A 16,564-nucleotide genomic window follows, 5' to 3' on the forward strand; every position below is an offset into this window, starting at 1 on the left:
ATTTGGTATGACTTCTTGAATTTTGTACCTAATCTTTGCAGTATTCAATTGAAATACTTTAGGCTTGAAATATTTAGGGGTGAAAGATGAGTGAAACAATTGCGGAAATGCGCTTGCCAACGGATGAGCTGCGCAGAGATATTCCCTTTTATTCCAAAGTCTTGGGGATGCGAATGGATTCGATTTATCCAGCGGATGATCCCAGTGTCGCTGTGTTCTCGGGCCACGGGTTGCGCTTACGCATAGAAAAGGGGGCTTCAGAGGCCCCGGGAACATTGCGCATTTTGACTGATGATCCTGACGCATTTGCCGGTGGCCAGCGTCGGTTGACGGCGCCAAATGGGACGCTGATCGAAATCGAAGACCGGCATCCGCCGCTGGTCATGCCAGAAACCGTGCATTCATTTGTGGTGCGCAGGCTCAAGGATCAGGCGCCATGGGTTATTGGCCGTGCAGGGATGCACTATCGCGATCTGGTGCCATCGCGGTTGGGCGGATCCATTATCGCCAGTCACATTCGCATTCCCGATGGCGGCCCAGTGCCAGATATGGTGCATTTCCACCGGGTCGGATTTCAGCTGATCTTTTGCATCCACGGTTGGGTTGATGTGGTCTATGAAGACCAGGGACCCAAGATGCGCCTGACGGCAGGGGACTGTTTTATTCAACCGCCCGAGATCCGCCACCGGGTACTCGAGGCCAGCGATGATTTGCAGGTGATCGAAATTGGCGTCCCTGCGGATCATGTCACCGAAATCGATCATGACATGCTGCTGCCGACGGACAAGCTAGACCCGGATCGTGAATGGCAGGGGCAGCGGTTTGTCTATAATCAGGGCAAGACAGGCAAATGGCAGGATTTTCGCCTGCCGGGGTTCATCTGCCGTGACACCACCATTGCTGAGAACACCAAAGGTGTCGCCGGGGTTCAGGTGGTGCGCAAAGGAAAGGGTGACAGCCCATTTGCCAGCCATGACACAGATATTCTGTTTGCCTTTGTGATGGCGGGTCAAGTGACCTTGCACGGCGAGGGCCGTGAGCCATATAGTCTTGATTCCGGGGATGCATTCGCCATTCCTCCGGGCATGAAAACCCGTTTGTCTGACGCGACCGACGATCTGGAACTATTGGAGGTCAGCCTTCCGGGCACCTTCACGACGACTTTGGAGACCACATGAGCCTGAAAAACGCTGCCACCGCTGTGCGCCTGAATGCCCACGCCCCGTATTCCAACTTCAAGGTCGGGGCGGCGATCCGTGCAGCCTCGGGTCAGATTTATGCGGGCTGCAATGTTGAAAACGTTGCCTACCCCGAAGGCACCTGTGCCGAGGCGGGCGCGATTGCGGCTATGGTCGCGGCGGGTGAAACCCAGCTGACCGAGGTCTTTGTGATTACCAACAGTCCAATGCCGGCCCCGCCCTGTGGCGGTTGCCGTCAGAAACTGGCCGAGTTTGGCGCCGGTGAAGTGAAAGTGATCTGCGCCAATACGGATGGGGTAGAACGGGTAACCACCATCGGCGACCTGTTGCCGGGCAAGTTTGATGCCAGTCATATGGACCGGAGCTAAGCAGATGGACGCGCGCGCTATCATTGCCACTTTACGCCGCGGGGACACCCCAACCGAGGATCAGCTGCGCTGGTTTGCCCGGGGGTTGGCTGATGACACGGTCAGCGATGCGCAGGCCGGTGCCTTTGCCATGGCGGTGTGTCTGCGCGGGCTGGGTCCTGAAGGACGGCGCGCCCTGACTCTTGCCATGCGCGACAGTGGCGACGTGCTGAACTGGGATCTGGATGGACCGGTGCTGGACAAACACTCGACCGGTGGTGTTGGCGATTGCGTGTCACTGCTGCTGGCGCCCGCCTTGGCCGAATGTGGCGCCTATGTGCCGATGATCTCGGGACGGGGGCTGGGTCATACGGGTGGCACTCTGGACAAGATGGAATCCATCCCCGGCGTGACAACTCAGGTGCCGCAAGACCGGTTGGTGCAGATCATGCACGAGGCGGGATGTGCCATCGTCAGCGCCACTGCCCAGATTGCCCCAGCGGACAAGCGGCTTTACGCAATCCGCGACGTGACCTCGACGGTTGAAAGTCTGGACCTGATCACGGCCTCGATCCTGTCTAAAAAACTGGCCGCCAGCCCGGATGGTCTGGTGCTGGATGTCAAATTGGGGTCGGGCGCGTTTATGAAAACCATCGACGAAGCCCGCGCTCTGGCAAGCTCGCTCAGCCAGACTGCCAATGCCGCAGGTTGCAAAACCTCCGCGGTGATCACTGATATGAACCAGCCCTTGGCACCTGCACTGGGTAACGCGCTAGAGGTGGCCGAGGTCATGAAGGCGCTGACCGGTGTAACGCAGGGGCCTTTGACGGAAATCACTGCCGTTTTGGGCGGTATTCTTCTGGCGGATGCTGGTCTTGCCGCAACCGAGCAGGACGGGGCTGACCGCATGACTGCGGCCCTGTCGGGGGGGCAGGTGGCTGAGCGGTTTGGCCGGATGATCGCCGCTGTTGGCGGCCCGGCTAAATTTGTCGACACCTGGCAACGGTTCCTGCCCGAAGCCACAGTCATCCAGGAAATTACCGCCAAACAAGCGGGCTATGTCACTGCTATCGACGGTGAGGCATTGGGCCTCGCCGTGGTCAGTCTGGGCGGCGGACGGATGGTTGAAAGTGATTTGGTAAATCCTGCGGTCGGCCTGTCTGGCCTTATACGCCTGGGTGCCAGAGTTGAAAAGGGAACGCCAATCGCCGTTGTTCATGCCGCCCGCGAAGACGCTGCCCGTATGGCCGAGGCCACTGTGCACGCAGCGATCACAATTGCGCCGCAAGCCGTTGATCTGCCCGATCTTATTCATGAGAGGATTTCCTGATGCCGCGCGCCTTTTTGGTGGTGATGGATTCCGTCGGCATCGGCGGTGCGCCGGATGCCAGTCGTTTCTTCAACGGCGACCTGCCGGATCTTGGTGCCAATACCGTGGCGCATATCGTGCAGGCCTGTGCCGAGGGCCGGGCCGAGGACGGGCGCAGCGGCCCCCTCAATTTGCCCACGTTAGAGCGTCTGGGGCTGGGGGCCGCGTTGCGGCTGGCCTCGGCGGTTCCGGTGCCGGGGTTTGACGCTGAACCGCAGGGCCGTTGGGGCTGCGCTGCCGAGGTCAGCCGGGGCAAGGACACCCCGTCCGGTCATTGGGAGCTGGCCGGACTGCCTGTACCATGGGATTGGTGCTTTTTCCCCGATACCACGCCCTCATTCCCGCCAGATCTAAGCCACTATGTGGCACAGGCCGCAGGCGTAGTCGGTATCCTGGGCGATTGTCATGCGCCAGGCACCGCGATCATCGAGCGCCTGGGCGAGGAGCACATGCAAACCGGCAAGCCGATTGTCTATACCTCGGCGGATTCCGTGATGCAGATTGCTGCCCACGAAGAGACATTTGGTCTGGATCGGCTGCTGGATCTGTGCCGGACCATCGCGCCACATCTGCACAAGATGAAGGTTGGCCGGGTCATCGCGCGCCCCTTTGTGGGCAATGCGCTTGACGGGTTCACCCGCACCACCAACCGGCGCGACTTTGCCATAACGCCACCAGCGCCGGTACTGACCAATTGGGTACAGAACGCAGGTGGTGCGGTGCATGCGATCGGCAAGATTGGCGACATCTTTACAATGCAGGGTATCGATACCTTGCAAAAGGGGGCGGATGCTACGCTGATCGATCATCTGTCCGAGCGGGTGCAAAATGCCACTGACGGCAGTCTGACCTTCGCCAATTTTGTTGAATTTGACAGCCTGTATGGCCACCGCCGGGACATCTCAGGGTATGCCCGTGCACTAGAGTGGTTTGACGGCGAAATCGGCAAGATCATTGCCAATCTGCGCGAAGGTGACATGTTGTTGCTGACGGCCGATCATGGCAACGACCCCAGCTGGCCGGGGACGGATCACACCCGCGAACAGGTGCCAGTGTTGATCGCCGGCCTTGGCGCTGGCCCTGTTGGCGCGGTGCATTATGTAGATATTGCCGCAACCATTGCGGATCATCTTGGTGTTGTGTCAGAAGGCCCCGGAAGGAGCTTCTTATGAGCGTTGCAGACTTGCCGAAAATCGAATTGCACTTGCACCACGAGGGGGCGGCCCCTCCGGCGTTCATTCGTCAGTTGGCGCATGAAAAGAAAATGGACCTCAGCGGCATTTTTCGCGCTGATGGGGGCTATGATTTCCGTGATTTCACCCACTTCCTGTCGGTCTATGAGGCCGCCAGCGAAGTGCTGACCGGCCCCGAAGAATTTCGCCGCCTGACCCTGGCCATTCTTGAAGAAAGCGCCGCCAATGGCGTGGTTTACACCGAAAGCTTTGTGAGCCCGGACTTTTGTGGTGGCGGCGATCTCGCTGCGTGGCGCGACTATCTGGCGGCCATTCAGGATGCCTCGGAGGAGGCAGAGAAACGGTTTGGCATCACTCTGCGTGGTGTTGTGACCTGCGTGCGCCATTTTGGGGCTGAAACCGCCAAAAAGGCTGCGCAATGTGCGGCTGATACCGCAGGTGACTGGGTTGTCGGCTTTGGTATGGGTGGCAATGAAGGCATGGGCGAGCAGGGAGATTTCGCCTGGAGCTTTGACTGTGCCCGCGAGGCCGGATTGCGTCTGACCACTCACGCGGGTGAATTTGGCGGCCCCGAAAGCGTGCGCGATGCAGTTCGGGTCTTGGGCGTTGAACGCATTGGCCACGGTGTCCGAGCCTTTGAGGACGCGGATCTGGTGCATGAACTGGTCGACCGTGGCACAGTGCTCGAGGTCTGCCCCGGCTCCAACGTTGTGCTGGGTCTGTTCCCCGATTTTGCCTCGCATCCTATTGCGCGTCTGCGCGATGCGGGTGTCAAGGTCACGGTGTCCACCGATGATCCGCCCTTTTTCCACACCACCATGCGCCGCGAATATGAGATGCTGAACAAGGCCTTTGGCTGGGATGCTGATGATTTTGCCGCCTTGAATGCGACCGCCCTGGCAGCCGCTTTTTGTGATGACGCCACCCGCGAGCGGGTGCAGAAAAGACTGGAGAGCTAAATGAGCGAACATCTGACCGTCGTTGACCACCCCTTGGTGCAACACAAGCTGACACTGATGCGGGACAAGGGCACGTCGACGGCTGGGTTCCGTCGGTTGCTGCATGAGATCACCCAATTGCTGGCCTATGAAATCACCCGCGATATGCCACTGACCACCACCACCATTGAAACCCCGATGGAGGAAATGGAATCGCCGATCCTGGCCGGTAAGAAGTTGGCGCTGGTGTCGATCCTGCGGGCTGGCAACGGCATGTTGGACGGGGTGCTTGAACTGATCCCGTCGGCCCGGGTTGGCTTTGTCGGCTTGTACCGGGACGAGGAAACTCTGCAGCCGGTGCAATATTACTTTAAAGTGCCCAAAGGCATCGATGATCGGTTGGTCATTGCGGTTGATCCTATGCTGGCCACCGGCAACAGCTCGATTGCGGCGATCGACCTGCTGAAAGAGGCCGGCGCAACTGATATTCGGTTCCTGTGCCTGCTGGCCTCGCCCGAGGGCGTTGCCCGCATGAAAGAGGCCCATCCGGATGTGCAGATTGTAACGGCCTCGCTGGATCGTGAGCTGAATGACAAGGGCTATATCATGCCCGGGCTGGGTGATGCGGGTGACCGCATGTTTGGCACCAAGTAAAAAGCTGCCAGCTCCGGAAATAATTTTGGGGTGATTGCGCAACTATTTGCGCGATTGCCTCATTATTGTCCACAAACCGTGCTTGCTACCGAATCACTTTTCAGGCATCTTTGACCCATATTTTGTGGGGCACAGCTATGATAATCGCTAGAGTTATTGCATTGACCGTTGCGGCAGGCGCCTTTGTTCTGCCAGCAGCTCAGGCCCAATCCCAGGCTGGGGCCGGGGTTCCGGCTGAATTTCCACCGACATCATACCGGGGAAAGCAATATATCGACAGCAAGGGTTGTGTGTTCATTCGGGCAGGCGTGGACGGCAATGTGACCTGGGTTCCCCGGGTTAACCGCGCACGCAAGCAATTGTGTGGCCAGCAGCCTACCGCAGTCGCCGGCACAACCAGTGCCCCATCGCAAAGTAGTCCGGCACCGGTGATTATCACACTGCCATCCGATCAACAGCCTGCTCCCTCTGCCCCGGCACAGACAAGCCCTGCGCCAGCAGTGGCTAGCACCACCGCACCGACATCTCCGGCGCCAACCAAGCCTCAGCGGACTGCGACAACGACCAGCGCCAGGACCACACCGGCACCAGTCAGAGTGGCCAAGCCAGCCCCGCAAACCGTCGCGGTCGCGCCAGTTGTGCGCGCTCCGACGCCAGCGCTGGCAGCCGGAGCCTGTGCTGATCTGTCAGAGATTAGCCGGCAATATTCCAATGAAGGGGCCCGCTGTGGGCCACAAAGTCAATCGCCCGTGACCTATGGCAGCGGATCTGGACTTGCACCGCAATCATCTCTGCGGTTGACCCCCAATACACGTGTTGTGCCAACTCATGTATATCAGGCCCGGCGTCACAGTCAGGCTTTGGTGGTTCCCAGTGGCTATCGCTCTGTTTGGGATGACGACCGCCTAAACCTTCATCGGGCTGAGCGCGGCCTGAAGCCTGCGATCATCAGTGCTACGGTTCAGGTTCCGGAGGGCTATGTTCTGGCCAATCGAGAAGATGATCGCCTAAATACACAGCGTGCCATGCGCACAGCTGAGGGAGACGCGCAGACGGATTTGATCTGGACCCGTACAGTCCCCCGCAGGCTCGTCGCTTTGCCGCTGGATCGCCCAGTGATCACCCAGTCGGCCATTGATCAGGCTGGGGCCAGCGACAACGCTCCGGTGCTTCGCCTGTCAACGCGGTCTGCCCCAACTCCAAACCGCTATGTCCGTGCGGCAACGTTTTCTGATTCCGCGGCGGCAAGTGCAGCAGCGCGTCAACTTGCTGCTAGCGGCCTGTCCGTGCGCCTTGGCAGCGTTACCCGCAAAGGACAGACGTATAAGGTTGTTCTGGCGGGACCGTTTAACGACACCGCCACTGCCAATGCGGCATTGGCGACGGTCCGGGCTGCGGGCTATTCGGGTGCACGTCTCAGCAAGTAACTCAGCTGCAGATGTTCTGCAGTTGCACCCAGTCACGGTCGTTCAACACCGGCTCCAGGCTGCGACCTGCCATGGGGTCCGCCTCGATCAATCCCAAAACGTTTTCACCGGTGATGTCCTGTGAGTAAGCATAGGGTGTCGAAGGGATCGCTGCCTGTGCAAATGTGGCCAGAATTTTTTCTTCAGGAACTGGCGGCCGGGGCATGCTGACCATGGTTTCAGCGTATTTGTCCAGACTGCTGCGATCCAGTTTGCCCGTGGTCAGCAGACGAAATGACGCCAGCATACCACCAGAGGTCAGTACCTCGGTGAGCGGGTCATTTTCTTGCGCGCGGGCACGCTCGATTAGGATGGCACCTGCCGCTACTGCGGGATCTTCATAGCCTTCGACCAGCGCGCGGTTCAGCAGCACAATATTGCCCGGCAAGTGCAGGCTGGAGGCAACACCATCACGCAGAATAACAACTTGCCGAACTCCGGTCCGTTCCGCCAGCTTGGCCAGAATGGGCACCGTTTCAGGGGTTGCACAGGCTTGCCCGGACACCCGTTCAATCCGACCCATCAGCGCCTGACCAATGGCTTTGCGCTTAATGTCAGGAACCACGCTGACAGTGTGACGTATCATGGCCCCGGGCAACCAGAACACCAGCAATGCAGCGACCAGCCCAAGGCCACCCAACACACTGACCGAGCGCAGCCGACCAGGATGCGGACGCGCGCCTTCAATGGCCTGCTGAACGCGTTCAATTGCATTCAGCATGGCGGTTTCGTCTTTCCCCAGTTCCAGCGTCTCACCGGGGTCACCATCAGGGTGGAAAATGGCCGGAAACTGGCCCGGATTTTGCCGTTCCACAGCCGCCAGTGACCAATGGGCCACCGGTTGGTCCTTCATGTCGGTGATCGTCAGCGTCGCATCGCCGATCGATACAATCACGTCGCGACGCTGGTCTTCGGGGCTGGCGCGCCACAAGCCCGCAGCCTCAAGCCGCTGATATTCCCTGAGTGCAGTCATCTGCTTATTCTTGCCCGTGCCTCAATTACAGGGCGAGGATAACACGGTTGCCCCCCCGGCGGCAAACGGCTTTGCCACCAAGGGTTTTCGTTTCGCGGGCTGCCTTAGATCAAAGATCTTCAGCCAGTTTACGCAGCTCAAACTTCTGGATTTTTCCAGTCGATGTTTTGGGAAGTTCTTGAAATAGAACCTTTTTAGGCGCTTTGAAACCGGCAAGTGTCTGACGGGTAAAGCTGATTAAATCTGCTTCACTTGGGCTGGTTCCCGGTTTCAGCTCGACAAAGGCGCAGGGGACTTCGCCCCATTTGTCGTCGGGCTTGGCAACAACCGCAGCCAGATTGACATCCGGATGCCCCATCAACACGCCCTCGATTTCGACGGACGAGATGTTCTCGCCGCCCGAGATGATAATATCCTTGGCCCGGTCTGATATTTGCACATAGCTGTCGGGGTGTTGAACGGCTATGTCACCGGAATTGAAATAGCCATCGGCAAAGGCCTCGGCGGTGGCTTCCGGGTTCTTCAGATACCCCTTCATGACCGCGTTGCCGCGAATGGCGATCTCACCCTGGGTGACACCATCCATGGGCACCGGCTGATGGTCGCTGTCGCGCACCAGCACATGTTCCATCATCGGCATGGCCACGCCTTGCCGGGCCTTGATGGCGGCGACGCCGGGTTTGTCCAGCCCATCCCAATCGCCGCCCTTCCAATAACATTCGGTCACATGGCCATAGGTTTCGGTCAGGCCGTAAACCTGCGTGATGTTGAACCCCAGATCCTCGATTTTAGAGAGGGTCGCCGGGGCAGGTGGCGCGCCGGCAGTGAAGACCTCGACCTGATGGTCAAAGCTCCGACGATCTTCATCCACAGCGTTGACGATCATGTTCAGCACAATCGGGGCGCCGCCAAAATGGGTGACACCTTCGTAATGGATCGCATTGTAGACCGCTTTGGCTGACACATCGCGGCAGCAGACCACGGTGCCGCCCAGCAGCGGCATCATCCAGGTGTGGTTCCAACCGTTGCAGTGAAACATCGGCACAATGGTCAGATAAACAGGATGCAGGGTCATCCGCCACGAGACCACGGTGCCCATGGTCATCAGATAGGCGCCGCGATGGTGATAGACCACGCCTTTGGGGCGACCGGTGGTGCCCGAGGTATAATTCAGCGCCAGGCTTTCCCATTCGTCCGTGGGCAGGATCCAGTCAAAATCTGGGTCTCCCCCTGCCAGCAAGTCCTCGTAGGTCTGATGTTTACCGCTGGCATGCCAACCGGCCTGATCATCAGCAACTTCGATCAGGACAGGGGCCGCACCCTCCATTGCCGCAACTGCGGCTTCGGCCAGATCCAGAAATTGAGAATCCACCAGAACAACCTTGGCGCCGCCATGGTCAAATATATAGGCCACCGTGCCGACATCCAGCCGGGTGTTGATGGTGTTGACCACCGCACTACAGGCTGGCACGCCAAAATGCGCCTCAGCCTGGGCGGGCAGGTTGGGGATCAGCGTTGCCACAACGTCACCGGGCTGGACCCCAAGCTTGACCAAGCCCGAGGCCAATTGACTGCAGCGTTGGTAGTATTCGCCATATGTCTTGCGGTGGGTGCCATAGCTCACCGCCAGATGATCCTTGAACACCACAGCAGCACGGCGCAAATGCGACAAAGGCGTTAACGCCACGTGATTTGCACTATTTTTTCCCAGCCCGGTCTCGTCTGCCATCCAGCCCATGGAATTCCTCCCAGAATCATTAGGTATGTCGTTTTGAGACCAGATTGTGCGCAAAGTTGATGCCATTGGGAAGACTATGAAACACATGGTTTTCTCTGCACCTGTCGCAAACTCTCCAACCGTTGCCGCAAATGTCATGTTGGCCGCGATGGCCGTCATCGGTGTCATCGACAATGTCGTGCCATTGCTGGCCGAAGTCGTTGGCCTGTGGCAATTTTATCTGATGAGAACCGTGCTGAGCATACCGCTGATCTATGGTCTGGCGGCCATTGGCCTGGGACAAGTTGCCCCACGCAATTGGGGCGCTGTGGCGCTGCGCAGCTTTCTGGTCGCCGTGTCGATGATGTTCTACTTTTCAGCCTTGGCACTGATGCCCTATGCCGAGGCCCTGGCCGGGTTGTTTACCTCTCCGATTTTTATTGTTCTTATCTCTGTCCTGTTTCTGGGCATGCGCATTGGCAAAGTCCGGGTTCTCGCGGTGTTACTGGGCTTCGCCGGGGTCTTGTTTGTCTTGCAGCCGAATGTGATGAATTTTGATTGGTTGATCCTGCTGCCTGTTGCCGGTGGTTTCTTTTACGCACTGGGGGCGATTGCCACGCGCAGCCTGTGCGATGGCGAAAGCACCGTTTCGATGCTGTTCGGCATGCTGATTGCTCAGGCAGTCATGGGGTTGGTTGGTCTGGGTATGCTAGAGCTGTGGCCGTTGCCAGTGGCTGAGGGTGCCGATGGCTTTGTGACGCGGGGCTGGGTCTGGCCCGTTTGGGAGATCACCCATTGGGTTCTGGTGCAGGCCGTCGGTTCCGTTCTGGGCGTGTATCTGATCATCAAGGCCTATCAATTGGGCGAGGCCTCTTTTGTGGCGGTGTTCGAATATTCAGTGATGATTGTCGGGCCTGCCTTTGCATGGATAGTGTTTGGTCAGGAAATCGGCCTGTGGCAGATGTTTGGTATTGCTCTTATTATCCTGGCTGGTGCGACGATCGCGGTGCGGTCGCGGTGAGCAAAAGTGCACACTGACCGCAGAGGCAGTGCCACATCAAGCTATGGTTCCCATTTATCCCATTGTTTTCTAAGGTGGCGACATGATCCTGTCCCGCGGCCGCTCTTATGTATTCATCCATATCCCCAAGACCGGCGGCACCGCCCTTGCTCTGGCGCTAGAGGCGCGGGCGAAGGCTGACGATATCATGCTGGGCGATACCCCCAAGGCGCGGCGGCGGCGTCACCGGGTCAAGGACGTGCCAACCTTTGGGCGCAAGTGGAAACACGCAACACTGGCCGACATCGAAGGGCTGGTTCCGGATCACGACCTGCGCGGCCTGTTCACCTTTACACTGGTGCGCAACCCCTGGGATCGGGCGGTCAGCTATTACCATTGGCTGCAAGAGCAGAGCTTTGACCACCCGGCAGTGCGCCTTGCGCAGGGCCTGGGATTTTGCGACTTTACTTGTCATCCACAAACCATGGCCTCGTTTCGGGGGGCGCCGGCAGCGTCTTATATGCGGCATCGGGACGGGACCACACAATGCGATCTGTATATCCGGCTTGAGAACTTTGCCGCCGATGCACAGCCGCTGTTTGACCACCTTGGATTTGAGCTAAAGTTACCTTTGGCCAATGCCTCCAAGCGGCACCGTGACTGGCGAGAATACTACGATATCAAAACGGCTGAGACGGTGGCGCAGAGTTGTGCGGAAGATATCGCTCAATTTGAATACTCTTTTAACGATTCGCCGTTATCCCTTTAGTCAGACATTGAGCTGTTGTCGCTTGAGAGCCATCTAATCCACTGAATTTGTTGGGGTTAGGTGTTTGTCGCCGACAATGACCCCGAGATGCCTTTTTTCCGGCCCACTTGCGGCTTGAAAACACAGTGTTTTGGGACTGACGCAACTACTACGCGCTTTTGCCATCGGGCAAGGCCGTCTTTTTAGAAGGAAAAGACGATGTTTGACTGGATCACCAAACGCAAGGCTTCTCCCGTGCTGTCAGGGACCGACACCGAATTCCCGTTGGTTTCAACCGGGCAGGGCGGTTTCCTTGCTGGCACCCACGTGGCGTCAAACCTTGGCTGGCGGCTTGTCGAAGCGCTGAGTGTTGGCGACAGGGTGCTGACCTTTGATCACGGTATGCAGGAAATTACCGAATTGCACCGCGAAACCATTCTGCTGTCCGACGATTTTCAAATGGGCCCGCAATGCCCGATGTTCATCCCACAAGACGCGCTGCACAACCGTGTGCCCATGTGGGTGATGCCGGACCAGGGTATCCTGGTGGAAAGCGATCTGGCCATGGATGCGCAGGGCGATCCCTTTGCCATCGTTCCAGCCTGCGCCCTTGAAGGCTACCGCGGTATTCACCGGGCCCCCACAGGGCAAGTACTGGAACTGGTCATGCCCCGGTTCGCCCAGGATGAGGTCATTTATCTTGAGGCAGGCCTTTTGGGCTTCAGTGCGACACCCACCAGTATTTTGGAATCGCCCGGACTTAGCGACGGGCTGTATCGCATCTTGCCGCAGGACGCGGCGCGGGATCTGATCGTTGCCATGATGGCCGAAGAGACCTTTTGGGCTGCCGATGTACCTGCCAGCGCGGCGAACCAATGTGAGGCCCAGTTCGTTTCGGTACGATAAGGCGCAGATCCAGGGCTGACAAAAAGGGGCATGACGCTGGTCAGATGTCCCTTTTTTTCGTCTGCCGGATGTGGGTTTACCCGGATTGAAAAAAGCCACCCCCTAAGGGATGGCCTCGACTGTTTTTGGGTTGCTTATGCTACCTTTTTCGCCGGATCGAACCGACCATAAAAGGTTTGCCCTTTGGCAGCCATGTCACGCAGCAAGGGGGGGCAGGCAAACCGCTCGCCGTATTGTTCGGCCAGTTGATCACAGCGTTCCGTCGCATAAGGCGTGCCGATGATGTCCAGCCAGCTGAGCGGACCACCCGACCAAGGGGCAAAGCCCCAGGCCAGAACCGCGCCTACGTCGCCCTCGCGGATGTCTTCCAACACGCCCTCTTCCAGGGCACGTACCGCTTCCAGCACCTGGCTGAACATCAGGCGTTCCTGAACTTCGATCAGGTCGGGCTGATCCTCGGCCAGCGGGTACTTGTCGTGCACGCCTTTCCAGTATTCAACACGTTTGCCTTTTTCATCGTAGTCAAAGAAACCGGCGTTCGACTTGCGCCCCTTGCGCTCAAGCCCTTCAAAGAAGAACAGGACCTCATCCGACGGGCTCTCGGGATAGGCATCGCCCATTGCAGCCTTGGTGGCACGGGCGATCTTAGCGCCCAGATCAATCGAGGTCTCATCGGTCAACTGGATCGGCCCAACCGGGAACCCAAGCTGACGCGCCGCGTTGTCGATCAGCACGGGCGAAACACCCTCGGCGATCATCCGCACACCCTCGTTGATGTAGGGAATGATACAACGGTTGCAGTAGAAGAACCGCGCGTCATTGACCACGATGGGTGTTTTGCGGATCTGACGTACATAATCCAGCGCCTTGGCCACAGCGCGATCACCGGTTTTCTCGCCCTTGATAATCTCGACCAGGAACATTTTCTCAACCGGCGAGAAGAAGTGGATGCCGATGAACTGCTCAGGGCGCACCGAGGCCTCGGCCAGATCGGTGATCGGCAGGGTCGAGGTGTTGGAGGCAAAGATGCAATCCTCGGGGATGATCGCCTCGACCTTCTTGGTCATCTCGGCCTTTACACCGGGGTCTTCAAACACCGCCTCGATGATCAGATCACAGCCTTTCAGCTGTTCCAGATCCGGGGTGGCAGTGATCTGTGCCAGCAGCGCCTCTTTCTTCTCGGGCGTTGCTTTGCCGCGTTTGATGCCCTTGTCCATATAGGTCGCGGCATAGGCCTTGCCTTTGTCGGCTGCCTCTTGATCGCGGTCGATCAACACCACTTCCATCCCCGCCTGCGCACTGACCAGCGCGATACCAGCGCCCATCATGCCTGCGCCCAGAACACCAATTTTCTGGACCGACTGATCCTCGACACTGTCAGGACGCACCGCGCCTTTTTCCAGCGCCTGCTTGTTGATGAACAGGCTGCGGATCATCGCGGATGACGATGGGTTCATCAGAACATGAGTAAACCAGCGCGCCTCGATTTTCAGCGCATTGTCAAAATCAACCAGCGCGCCTTCATAGATCGCGCTCAGCAGCGCCTTGGCCGCCGGAAAGGCGCCCTGAGTCTTGCCGTTGATCATGGCGCTGGCCCCGACAAAGGTCATGAAACCGGCAGGATGGTAGGGTGCGCCACCTGGCATCTTATAGCCCTTGGCATCCCAGGGTTTGACGATATCGGCAGGTTTGGCGTTCAGCACCCATTGGCGCGCGGTCTCCAGCGGGTCTGCGTCAACGGCGTCGATCAACTGGGCGCTCTTGGCCTTTTTCGGGTCCAGCATCTTGCCTTCCAGCAGAACCGGAGCCGCGGCCATGGCGCCAACCATACGCGAATAGCGGATGGTGCCGCCGCCGCCGGGGAAGATACCCAGCATGATTTCCGGCAACCCGATCTTGGATTTTGGATTGTCAGTCATCACCCGGTGGTGACAGGCCAGTGCAATTTCGGTGCCGATGCCGGCGCAGGTGCCAGTGATGGCACAGGCAATGGGCTTGCCACCCTTATTGGTCTTGGGCTCCATACCCGCGCGTTCCAGTTTGCGCAGGATCCGGTGGCCATTCATGGTGAAATCAAACAGGCCCTGGGCCGGATCATCGCCGGATTCATCGCGGATCGTGGCCAGAACATTCAGGTCCATTCCGCCAGCAAAGTCTTTCTTGCCACTGGTGATCACCACACCTTTGACGGCGTCATCTGCCAGGGCGCGATCGATATAGTCCTCAACCAGCACAAAGGCCTCGCGGGTCAGCACGTTCATCGACTTGCCGGGGGCGTCCCAGGTCACAATGGCCACGCCATCTGCGTCTACGTCATATGTAAAATCGGTCATTTGTCGTCTCCGATCTGGTCAGCCGTCAGCGGGCTGCCGTCTTTGCGGGTAAAGGAGTTTCCGTCTGGAACAATCTCCACCATCATGTCGATGTCGCTGTAAACAGCGGTCTCTGTTTGTGTGTGCGTGCCCACCACCAAAAAAGCAGCAGGCGCGTCAGTTTTATTCACCAGATGATGGCCATTGGCGTCGCCAGCCGGAAAGCTGGCGCAATCGCCGGGCAGCATGTCATGTTCGCCGTCATCATCGATCAGGGTACAGGCCCCTTCAGTGATCATCACGAACTCGTCCTGGGCCATGTGGTAATGGCGCAGAGAGGACAACGCGCCGGGTTCAAGCCGAACAATGTTGACACCGTATTGCGTCAAACCGCTGGCATCGCCCAACCGCTGACTGCTGCGGCCCTTGACTGCTTCAGCCAGTTTGCCCGGATAGACCGAGCCGGTGCGAAACGGGATTTGCGAAAGGTCGAGTTTGGGCATCAGACACGCTCGATTATTGTTGCGGCACCCATGCCCGAGGCGATGCACAGCGTGGCCAGGCCAACTTCTTTGTCCTGACGTTCCAGCTCGTCCAGAAGTGCGCCGATGATGATGGCGCCGGTGGCGCCCAGCGGGTGACCCATAGCGATGGAGCCACCATTGACGTTGACCACGTTGGGGTCGACATCAAATGCCTGCTGGAACCGCAGCACAACGGCGGCAAAGGCCTCGTTGACCTCAAACAGGTCGATGTCACCGATCACCATGCCGTTGTCAGCCAGGATTTTCTGCGTCACCGGCACCGGGCCGGTCAGCATGATGGTAGGATCAGTACCGATTTTGCCGGTGGCTTTGATCTTTGCGCGCGGGGTCAGCCCGTATTCTTCGCCGAACTCTTTGTTGCCGATCAGAACCGCGGCGGCGCCGTCGACAATACCAGAGGAGTTACCAGCGTGGTGGATATGGTTGATCCGCTCCAGATGCGGGTATTTCATCATCGCAATCTTATCAAATCCGGGCATCTGCTCGCCCATCATCTGGAAGGCAGGGTTCAACCCTCCCAGCGACTGCATGTCAGTCTGCGGCCGCATGTATTCGTCACGGTCCAGCATCGGCAAGCCGTTCTGGTCGCGTACAGTAATGACCGATTTGTCAAATCGCCCATCGTCCCAAGCTGCCGCTGCGCGCCGCTGCGATTCAACCGCCAGCGCGTCGGCCTGATCACGGGTGAAACCGTATTCGGTAGCAATGATGTCCGCCGAGATACCCTGCGGTACAAAATACTGCTCCATCGCAAGTGTCGGATCGACCGCAATGGCCGCGCCATCACTGCCCATCGGCACGCGCCCCATCATTTCGACGCCACCGGCGATATAGGCATTGCCCGCGCCGCCCTTGATTTGGTTTGCCGCCAGATTGACCGCTTCCATGCCCGAGGCACAGAACCGGTTGATGGCCAGTCCCGGAATGCGTTCATCCAGATCGGAAGCCAAAACAGCCGAGCGCGCCAGACAGCCGCCCTGTTCCATCACCTGGGTGACATTGCCCCAGATCACGTCCTCAACGGCGTGACCGTCCAGATTGTTGCGCTCCTTGACCGCATTCAGAGTTAGAGCGGACAGTCGCAGCGAGGTCACCTCGTGCAGGCTACCATCTTTGCGGCCTTTGCCACGGGGGGTGCGCAGCGCGTCATATATGTAGGCTTCTGTCATGTTATTGCTCCGGCTTTGGATTTCTGTG

15 protein-coding genes are annotated in these 16,564 nt (G+C 58.4%); 10 read left to right on the forward strand and 5 right to left on the reverse strand.

Annotated elements, in window-relative coordinates:
* Positions 1-86: 86 nt before the first annotated feature.
* The 7 genes from EBB79_RS07265 (at position 87) to EBB79_RS07295 (ending at position 7,127) form a co-directional block, all read left to right on the forward strand.
* On the forward strand, positions 87-1,178 hold the full coding sequence (locus EBB79_RS07265; RefSeq protein ID WP_127748283.1) for a cupin: 1,092 nt from the start codon (positions 87-89) through the stop codon (positions 1,176-1,178).
* On the forward strand, positions 1,175-1,567 hold the full coding sequence (locus tag EBB79_RS07270; RefSeq protein WP_127748284.1) for a cytidine deaminase: 393 nt from the start codon (positions 1,175-1,177) through the stop codon (positions 1,565-1,567). The genes EBB79_RS07265 and EBB79_RS07270 overlap by 4 nt, the downstream gene beginning before the upstream one ends.
* A 4-nt stretch (positions 1,568-1,571) precedes the next feature.
* Positions 1,572-2,876, forward strand: a complete 1,305-nt coding sequence (locus EBB79_RS07275; RefSeq protein WP_127748285.1) for a thymidine phosphorylase — start codon at positions 1,572-1,574, stop codon at positions 2,874-2,876.
* Positions 2,876-4,087, forward strand: coding sequence for a phosphopentomutase (locus EBB79_RS07280; protein WP_127748286.1), 1,212 nt, complete (start codon positions 2,876-2,878; stop codon positions 4,085-4,087). Before EBB79_RS07275 ends, EBB79_RS07280 begins: the two co-directional genes overlap by 1 nt.
* On the forward strand, positions 4,084-5,067 hold the full coding sequence (locus EBB79_RS07285) for an adenosine deaminase (RefSeq protein WP_127748287.1): 984 nt from the start codon (positions 4,084-4,086) through the stop codon (positions 5,065-5,067). Before EBB79_RS07280 ends, EBB79_RS07285 begins: the two co-directional genes overlap by 4 nt.
* A complete protein-coding gene (gene upp / locus EBB79_RS07290) occupies positions 5,068-5,700 on the forward strand; it encodes a uracil phosphoribosyltransferase (RefSeq protein ID WP_127748288.1) in 633 nt (210 codons plus the stop codon).
* 137 nt (positions 5,701-5,837) lie between these two features.
* The gene (locus tag EBB79_RS07295) at positions 5,838-7,127 is read left to right on the forward strand and encodes an SPOR domain-containing protein (RefSeq protein ID WP_127748289.1); all 1,290 of its coding nucleotides are present in this window, start codon (positions 5,838-5,840) and stop codon (positions 7,125-7,127) included.
* Position 7,128: 1 nt separating this feature from the next.
* On the opposite strand, the gene EBB79_RS07300 is transcribed toward EBB79_RS07295, so the two are convergent.
* The gene (locus tag EBB79_RS07300; RefSeq protein ID WP_127748290.1) at positions 7,129-8,139 is read right to left on the reverse strand and encodes a hypothetical protein; all 1,011 of its coding nucleotides are present in this window, start codon (positions 8,137-8,139) and stop codon (positions 7,129-7,131) included.
* 109 nt (positions 8,140-8,248) lie between these two features.
* Positions 8,249-9,877 carry an AMP-binding protein gene (locus EBB79_RS07305; RefSeq protein ID WP_127748291.1) on the reverse strand — a complete coding sequence of 543 codons (1,629 nt, stop codon included), beginning with the start codon at positions 9,875-9,877 and terminating at the stop codon, positions 8,249-8,251.
* Positions 9,878-9,953: 76 nt separating this feature from the next.
* Here EBB79_RS07305 and EBB79_RS07310 point away from each other — a divergent pair, with 76 nt between their 5' ends.
* The 3 genes from EBB79_RS07310 to EBB79_RS07320 all read left to right on the forward strand — a co-directional run bounded on the left by EBB79_RS07310 (position 9,954) and on the right by EBB79_RS07320 (position 12,510).
* On the forward strand, positions 9,954-10,877 hold the full coding sequence (locus EBB79_RS07310; protein WP_127748292.1) for a DMT family transporter: 924 nt from the start codon (positions 9,954-9,956) through the stop codon (positions 10,875-10,877).
* 82 nt (positions 10,878-10,959) lie between these two features.
* A complete protein-coding gene (locus EBB79_RS07315; RefSeq protein WP_127748293.1) occupies positions 10,960-11,625 on the forward strand; it encodes a sulfotransferase family 2 domain-containing protein in 666 nt (221 codons plus the stop codon).
* 198 nt (positions 11,626-11,823) lie between these two features.
* A complete protein-coding gene (locus tag EBB79_RS07320; protein ID WP_127748294.1) occupies positions 11,824-12,510 on the forward strand; it encodes a Hint domain-containing protein in 687 nt (228 codons plus the stop codon).
* A gap of 134 nt (positions 12,511-12,644) precedes the next feature.
* Here the strand turns inward: EBB79_RS07320 and EBB79_RS07325 are convergent, their stop codons facing one another.
* Genes EBB79_RS07325 through EBB79_RS07335 form a run of 3 tightly spaced genes read right to left on the reverse strand, consistent with a single transcriptional unit; the run spans position 12,645 to position 16,536 of the window.
* The gene (locus EBB79_RS07325) at positions 12,645-14,843 is read right to left on the reverse strand and encodes a 3-hydroxyacyl-CoA dehydrogenase NAD-binding domain-containing protein (protein ID WP_127748295.1); all 2,199 of its coding nucleotides are present in this window, start codon (positions 14,841-14,843) and stop codon (positions 12,645-12,647) included.
* Positions 14,840-15,325, reverse strand: coding sequence for a cupin domain-containing protein (locus EBB79_RS07330; RefSeq protein WP_127748296.1), 486 nt, complete (start codon positions 15,323-15,325; stop codon positions 14,840-14,842). Before EBB79_RS07330 ends, EBB79_RS07325 begins: the two co-directional genes overlap by 4 nt.
* Positions 15,325-16,536, reverse strand: coding sequence for an acetyl-CoA C-acetyltransferase (locus tag EBB79_RS07335; RefSeq protein ID WP_127748297.1), 1,212 nt, complete (start codon positions 16,534-16,536; stop codon positions 15,325-15,327). The genes EBB79_RS07330 and EBB79_RS07335 overlap by 1 nt, the downstream gene beginning before the upstream one ends.
* Between the last annotated feature and the right edge of the window lie 28 nt (positions 16,537-16,564).

Source organism: Parasedimentitalea marina (assembly GCF_004006175.1).
GTDB classification, from domain to species: Bacteria; Pseudomonadota; Alphaproteobacteria; order Rhodobacterales; family Rhodobacteraceae; genus Parasedimentitalea; species Parasedimentitalea marina.

Bases quoted from the DNA above. Each gene is read 5' to 3' on its own strand.
- EBB79_RS07265 (WP_127748283.1), top strand. From the start codon at position 87: ATGAGTGAAACAATTGCGGAAATGCGCTTGCCAACGGATGAGCTGCGC.
- EBB79_RS07270 (WP_127748284.1), top strand. From the start codon at position 1,175: ATGAGCCTGAAAAACGCTGCCACCGCTGTGCGCCTGAATGCCCACGCC.
- EBB79_RS07275 (WP_127748285.1), top strand. From the start codon at position 1,572: ATGGACGCGCGCGCTATCATTGCCACTTTACGCCGCGGGGACACCCCA.
- EBB79_RS07280 (WP_127748286.1), top strand. From the start codon at position 2,876: ATGCCGCGCGCCTTTTTGGTGGTGATGGATTCCGTCGGCATCGGCGGT.
- EBB79_RS07285 (WP_127748287.1), top strand. From the start codon at position 4,084: ATGAGCGTTGCAGACTTGCCGAAAATCGAATTGCACTTGCACCACGAG.
- upp (WP_127748288.1), top strand. From the start codon at position 5,068: ATGAGCGAACATCTGACCGTCGTTGACCACCCCTTGGTGCAACACAAG.
- EBB79_RS07295 (WP_127748289.1), top strand. From the start codon at position 5,838: ATGATAATCGCTAGAGTTATTGCATTGACCGTTGCGGCAGGCGCCTTT.
- EBB79_RS07300 (WP_127748290.1), bottom strand. From the start codon at position 8,139: ATGACTGCACTCAGGGAATATCAGCGGCTTGAGGCTGCGGGCTTGTGG.
- EBB79_RS07305 (WP_127748291.1), bottom strand. From the start codon at position 9,877: ATGGGCTGGATGGCAGACGAGACCGGGCTGGGAAAAAATAGTGCAAAT.
- EBB79_RS07310 (WP_127748292.1), top strand. From the start codon at position 9,954: ATGAAACACATGGTTTTCTCTGCACCTGTCGCAAACTCTCCAACCGTT.
- EBB79_RS07315 (WP_127748293.1), top strand. From the start codon at position 10,960: ATGATCCTGTCCCGCGGCCGCTCTTATGTATTCATCCATATCCCCAAG.
- EBB79_RS07320 (WP_127748294.1), top strand. From the start codon at position 11,824: ATGTTTGACTGGATCACCAAACGCAAGGCTTCTCCCGTGCTGTCAGGG.
- EBB79_RS07325 (WP_127748295.1), bottom strand. From the start codon at position 14,843: ATGACCGATTTTACATATGACGTAGACGCAGATGGCGTGGCCATTGTG.
- EBB79_RS07330 (WP_127748296.1), bottom strand. From the start codon at position 15,325: ATGCCCAAACTCGACCTTTCGCAAATCCCGTTTCGCACCGGCTCGGTC.
- EBB79_RS07335 (WP_127748297.1), bottom strand. From the start codon at position 16,536: ATGACAGAAGCCTACATATATGACGCGCTGCGCACCCCCCGTGGCAAA.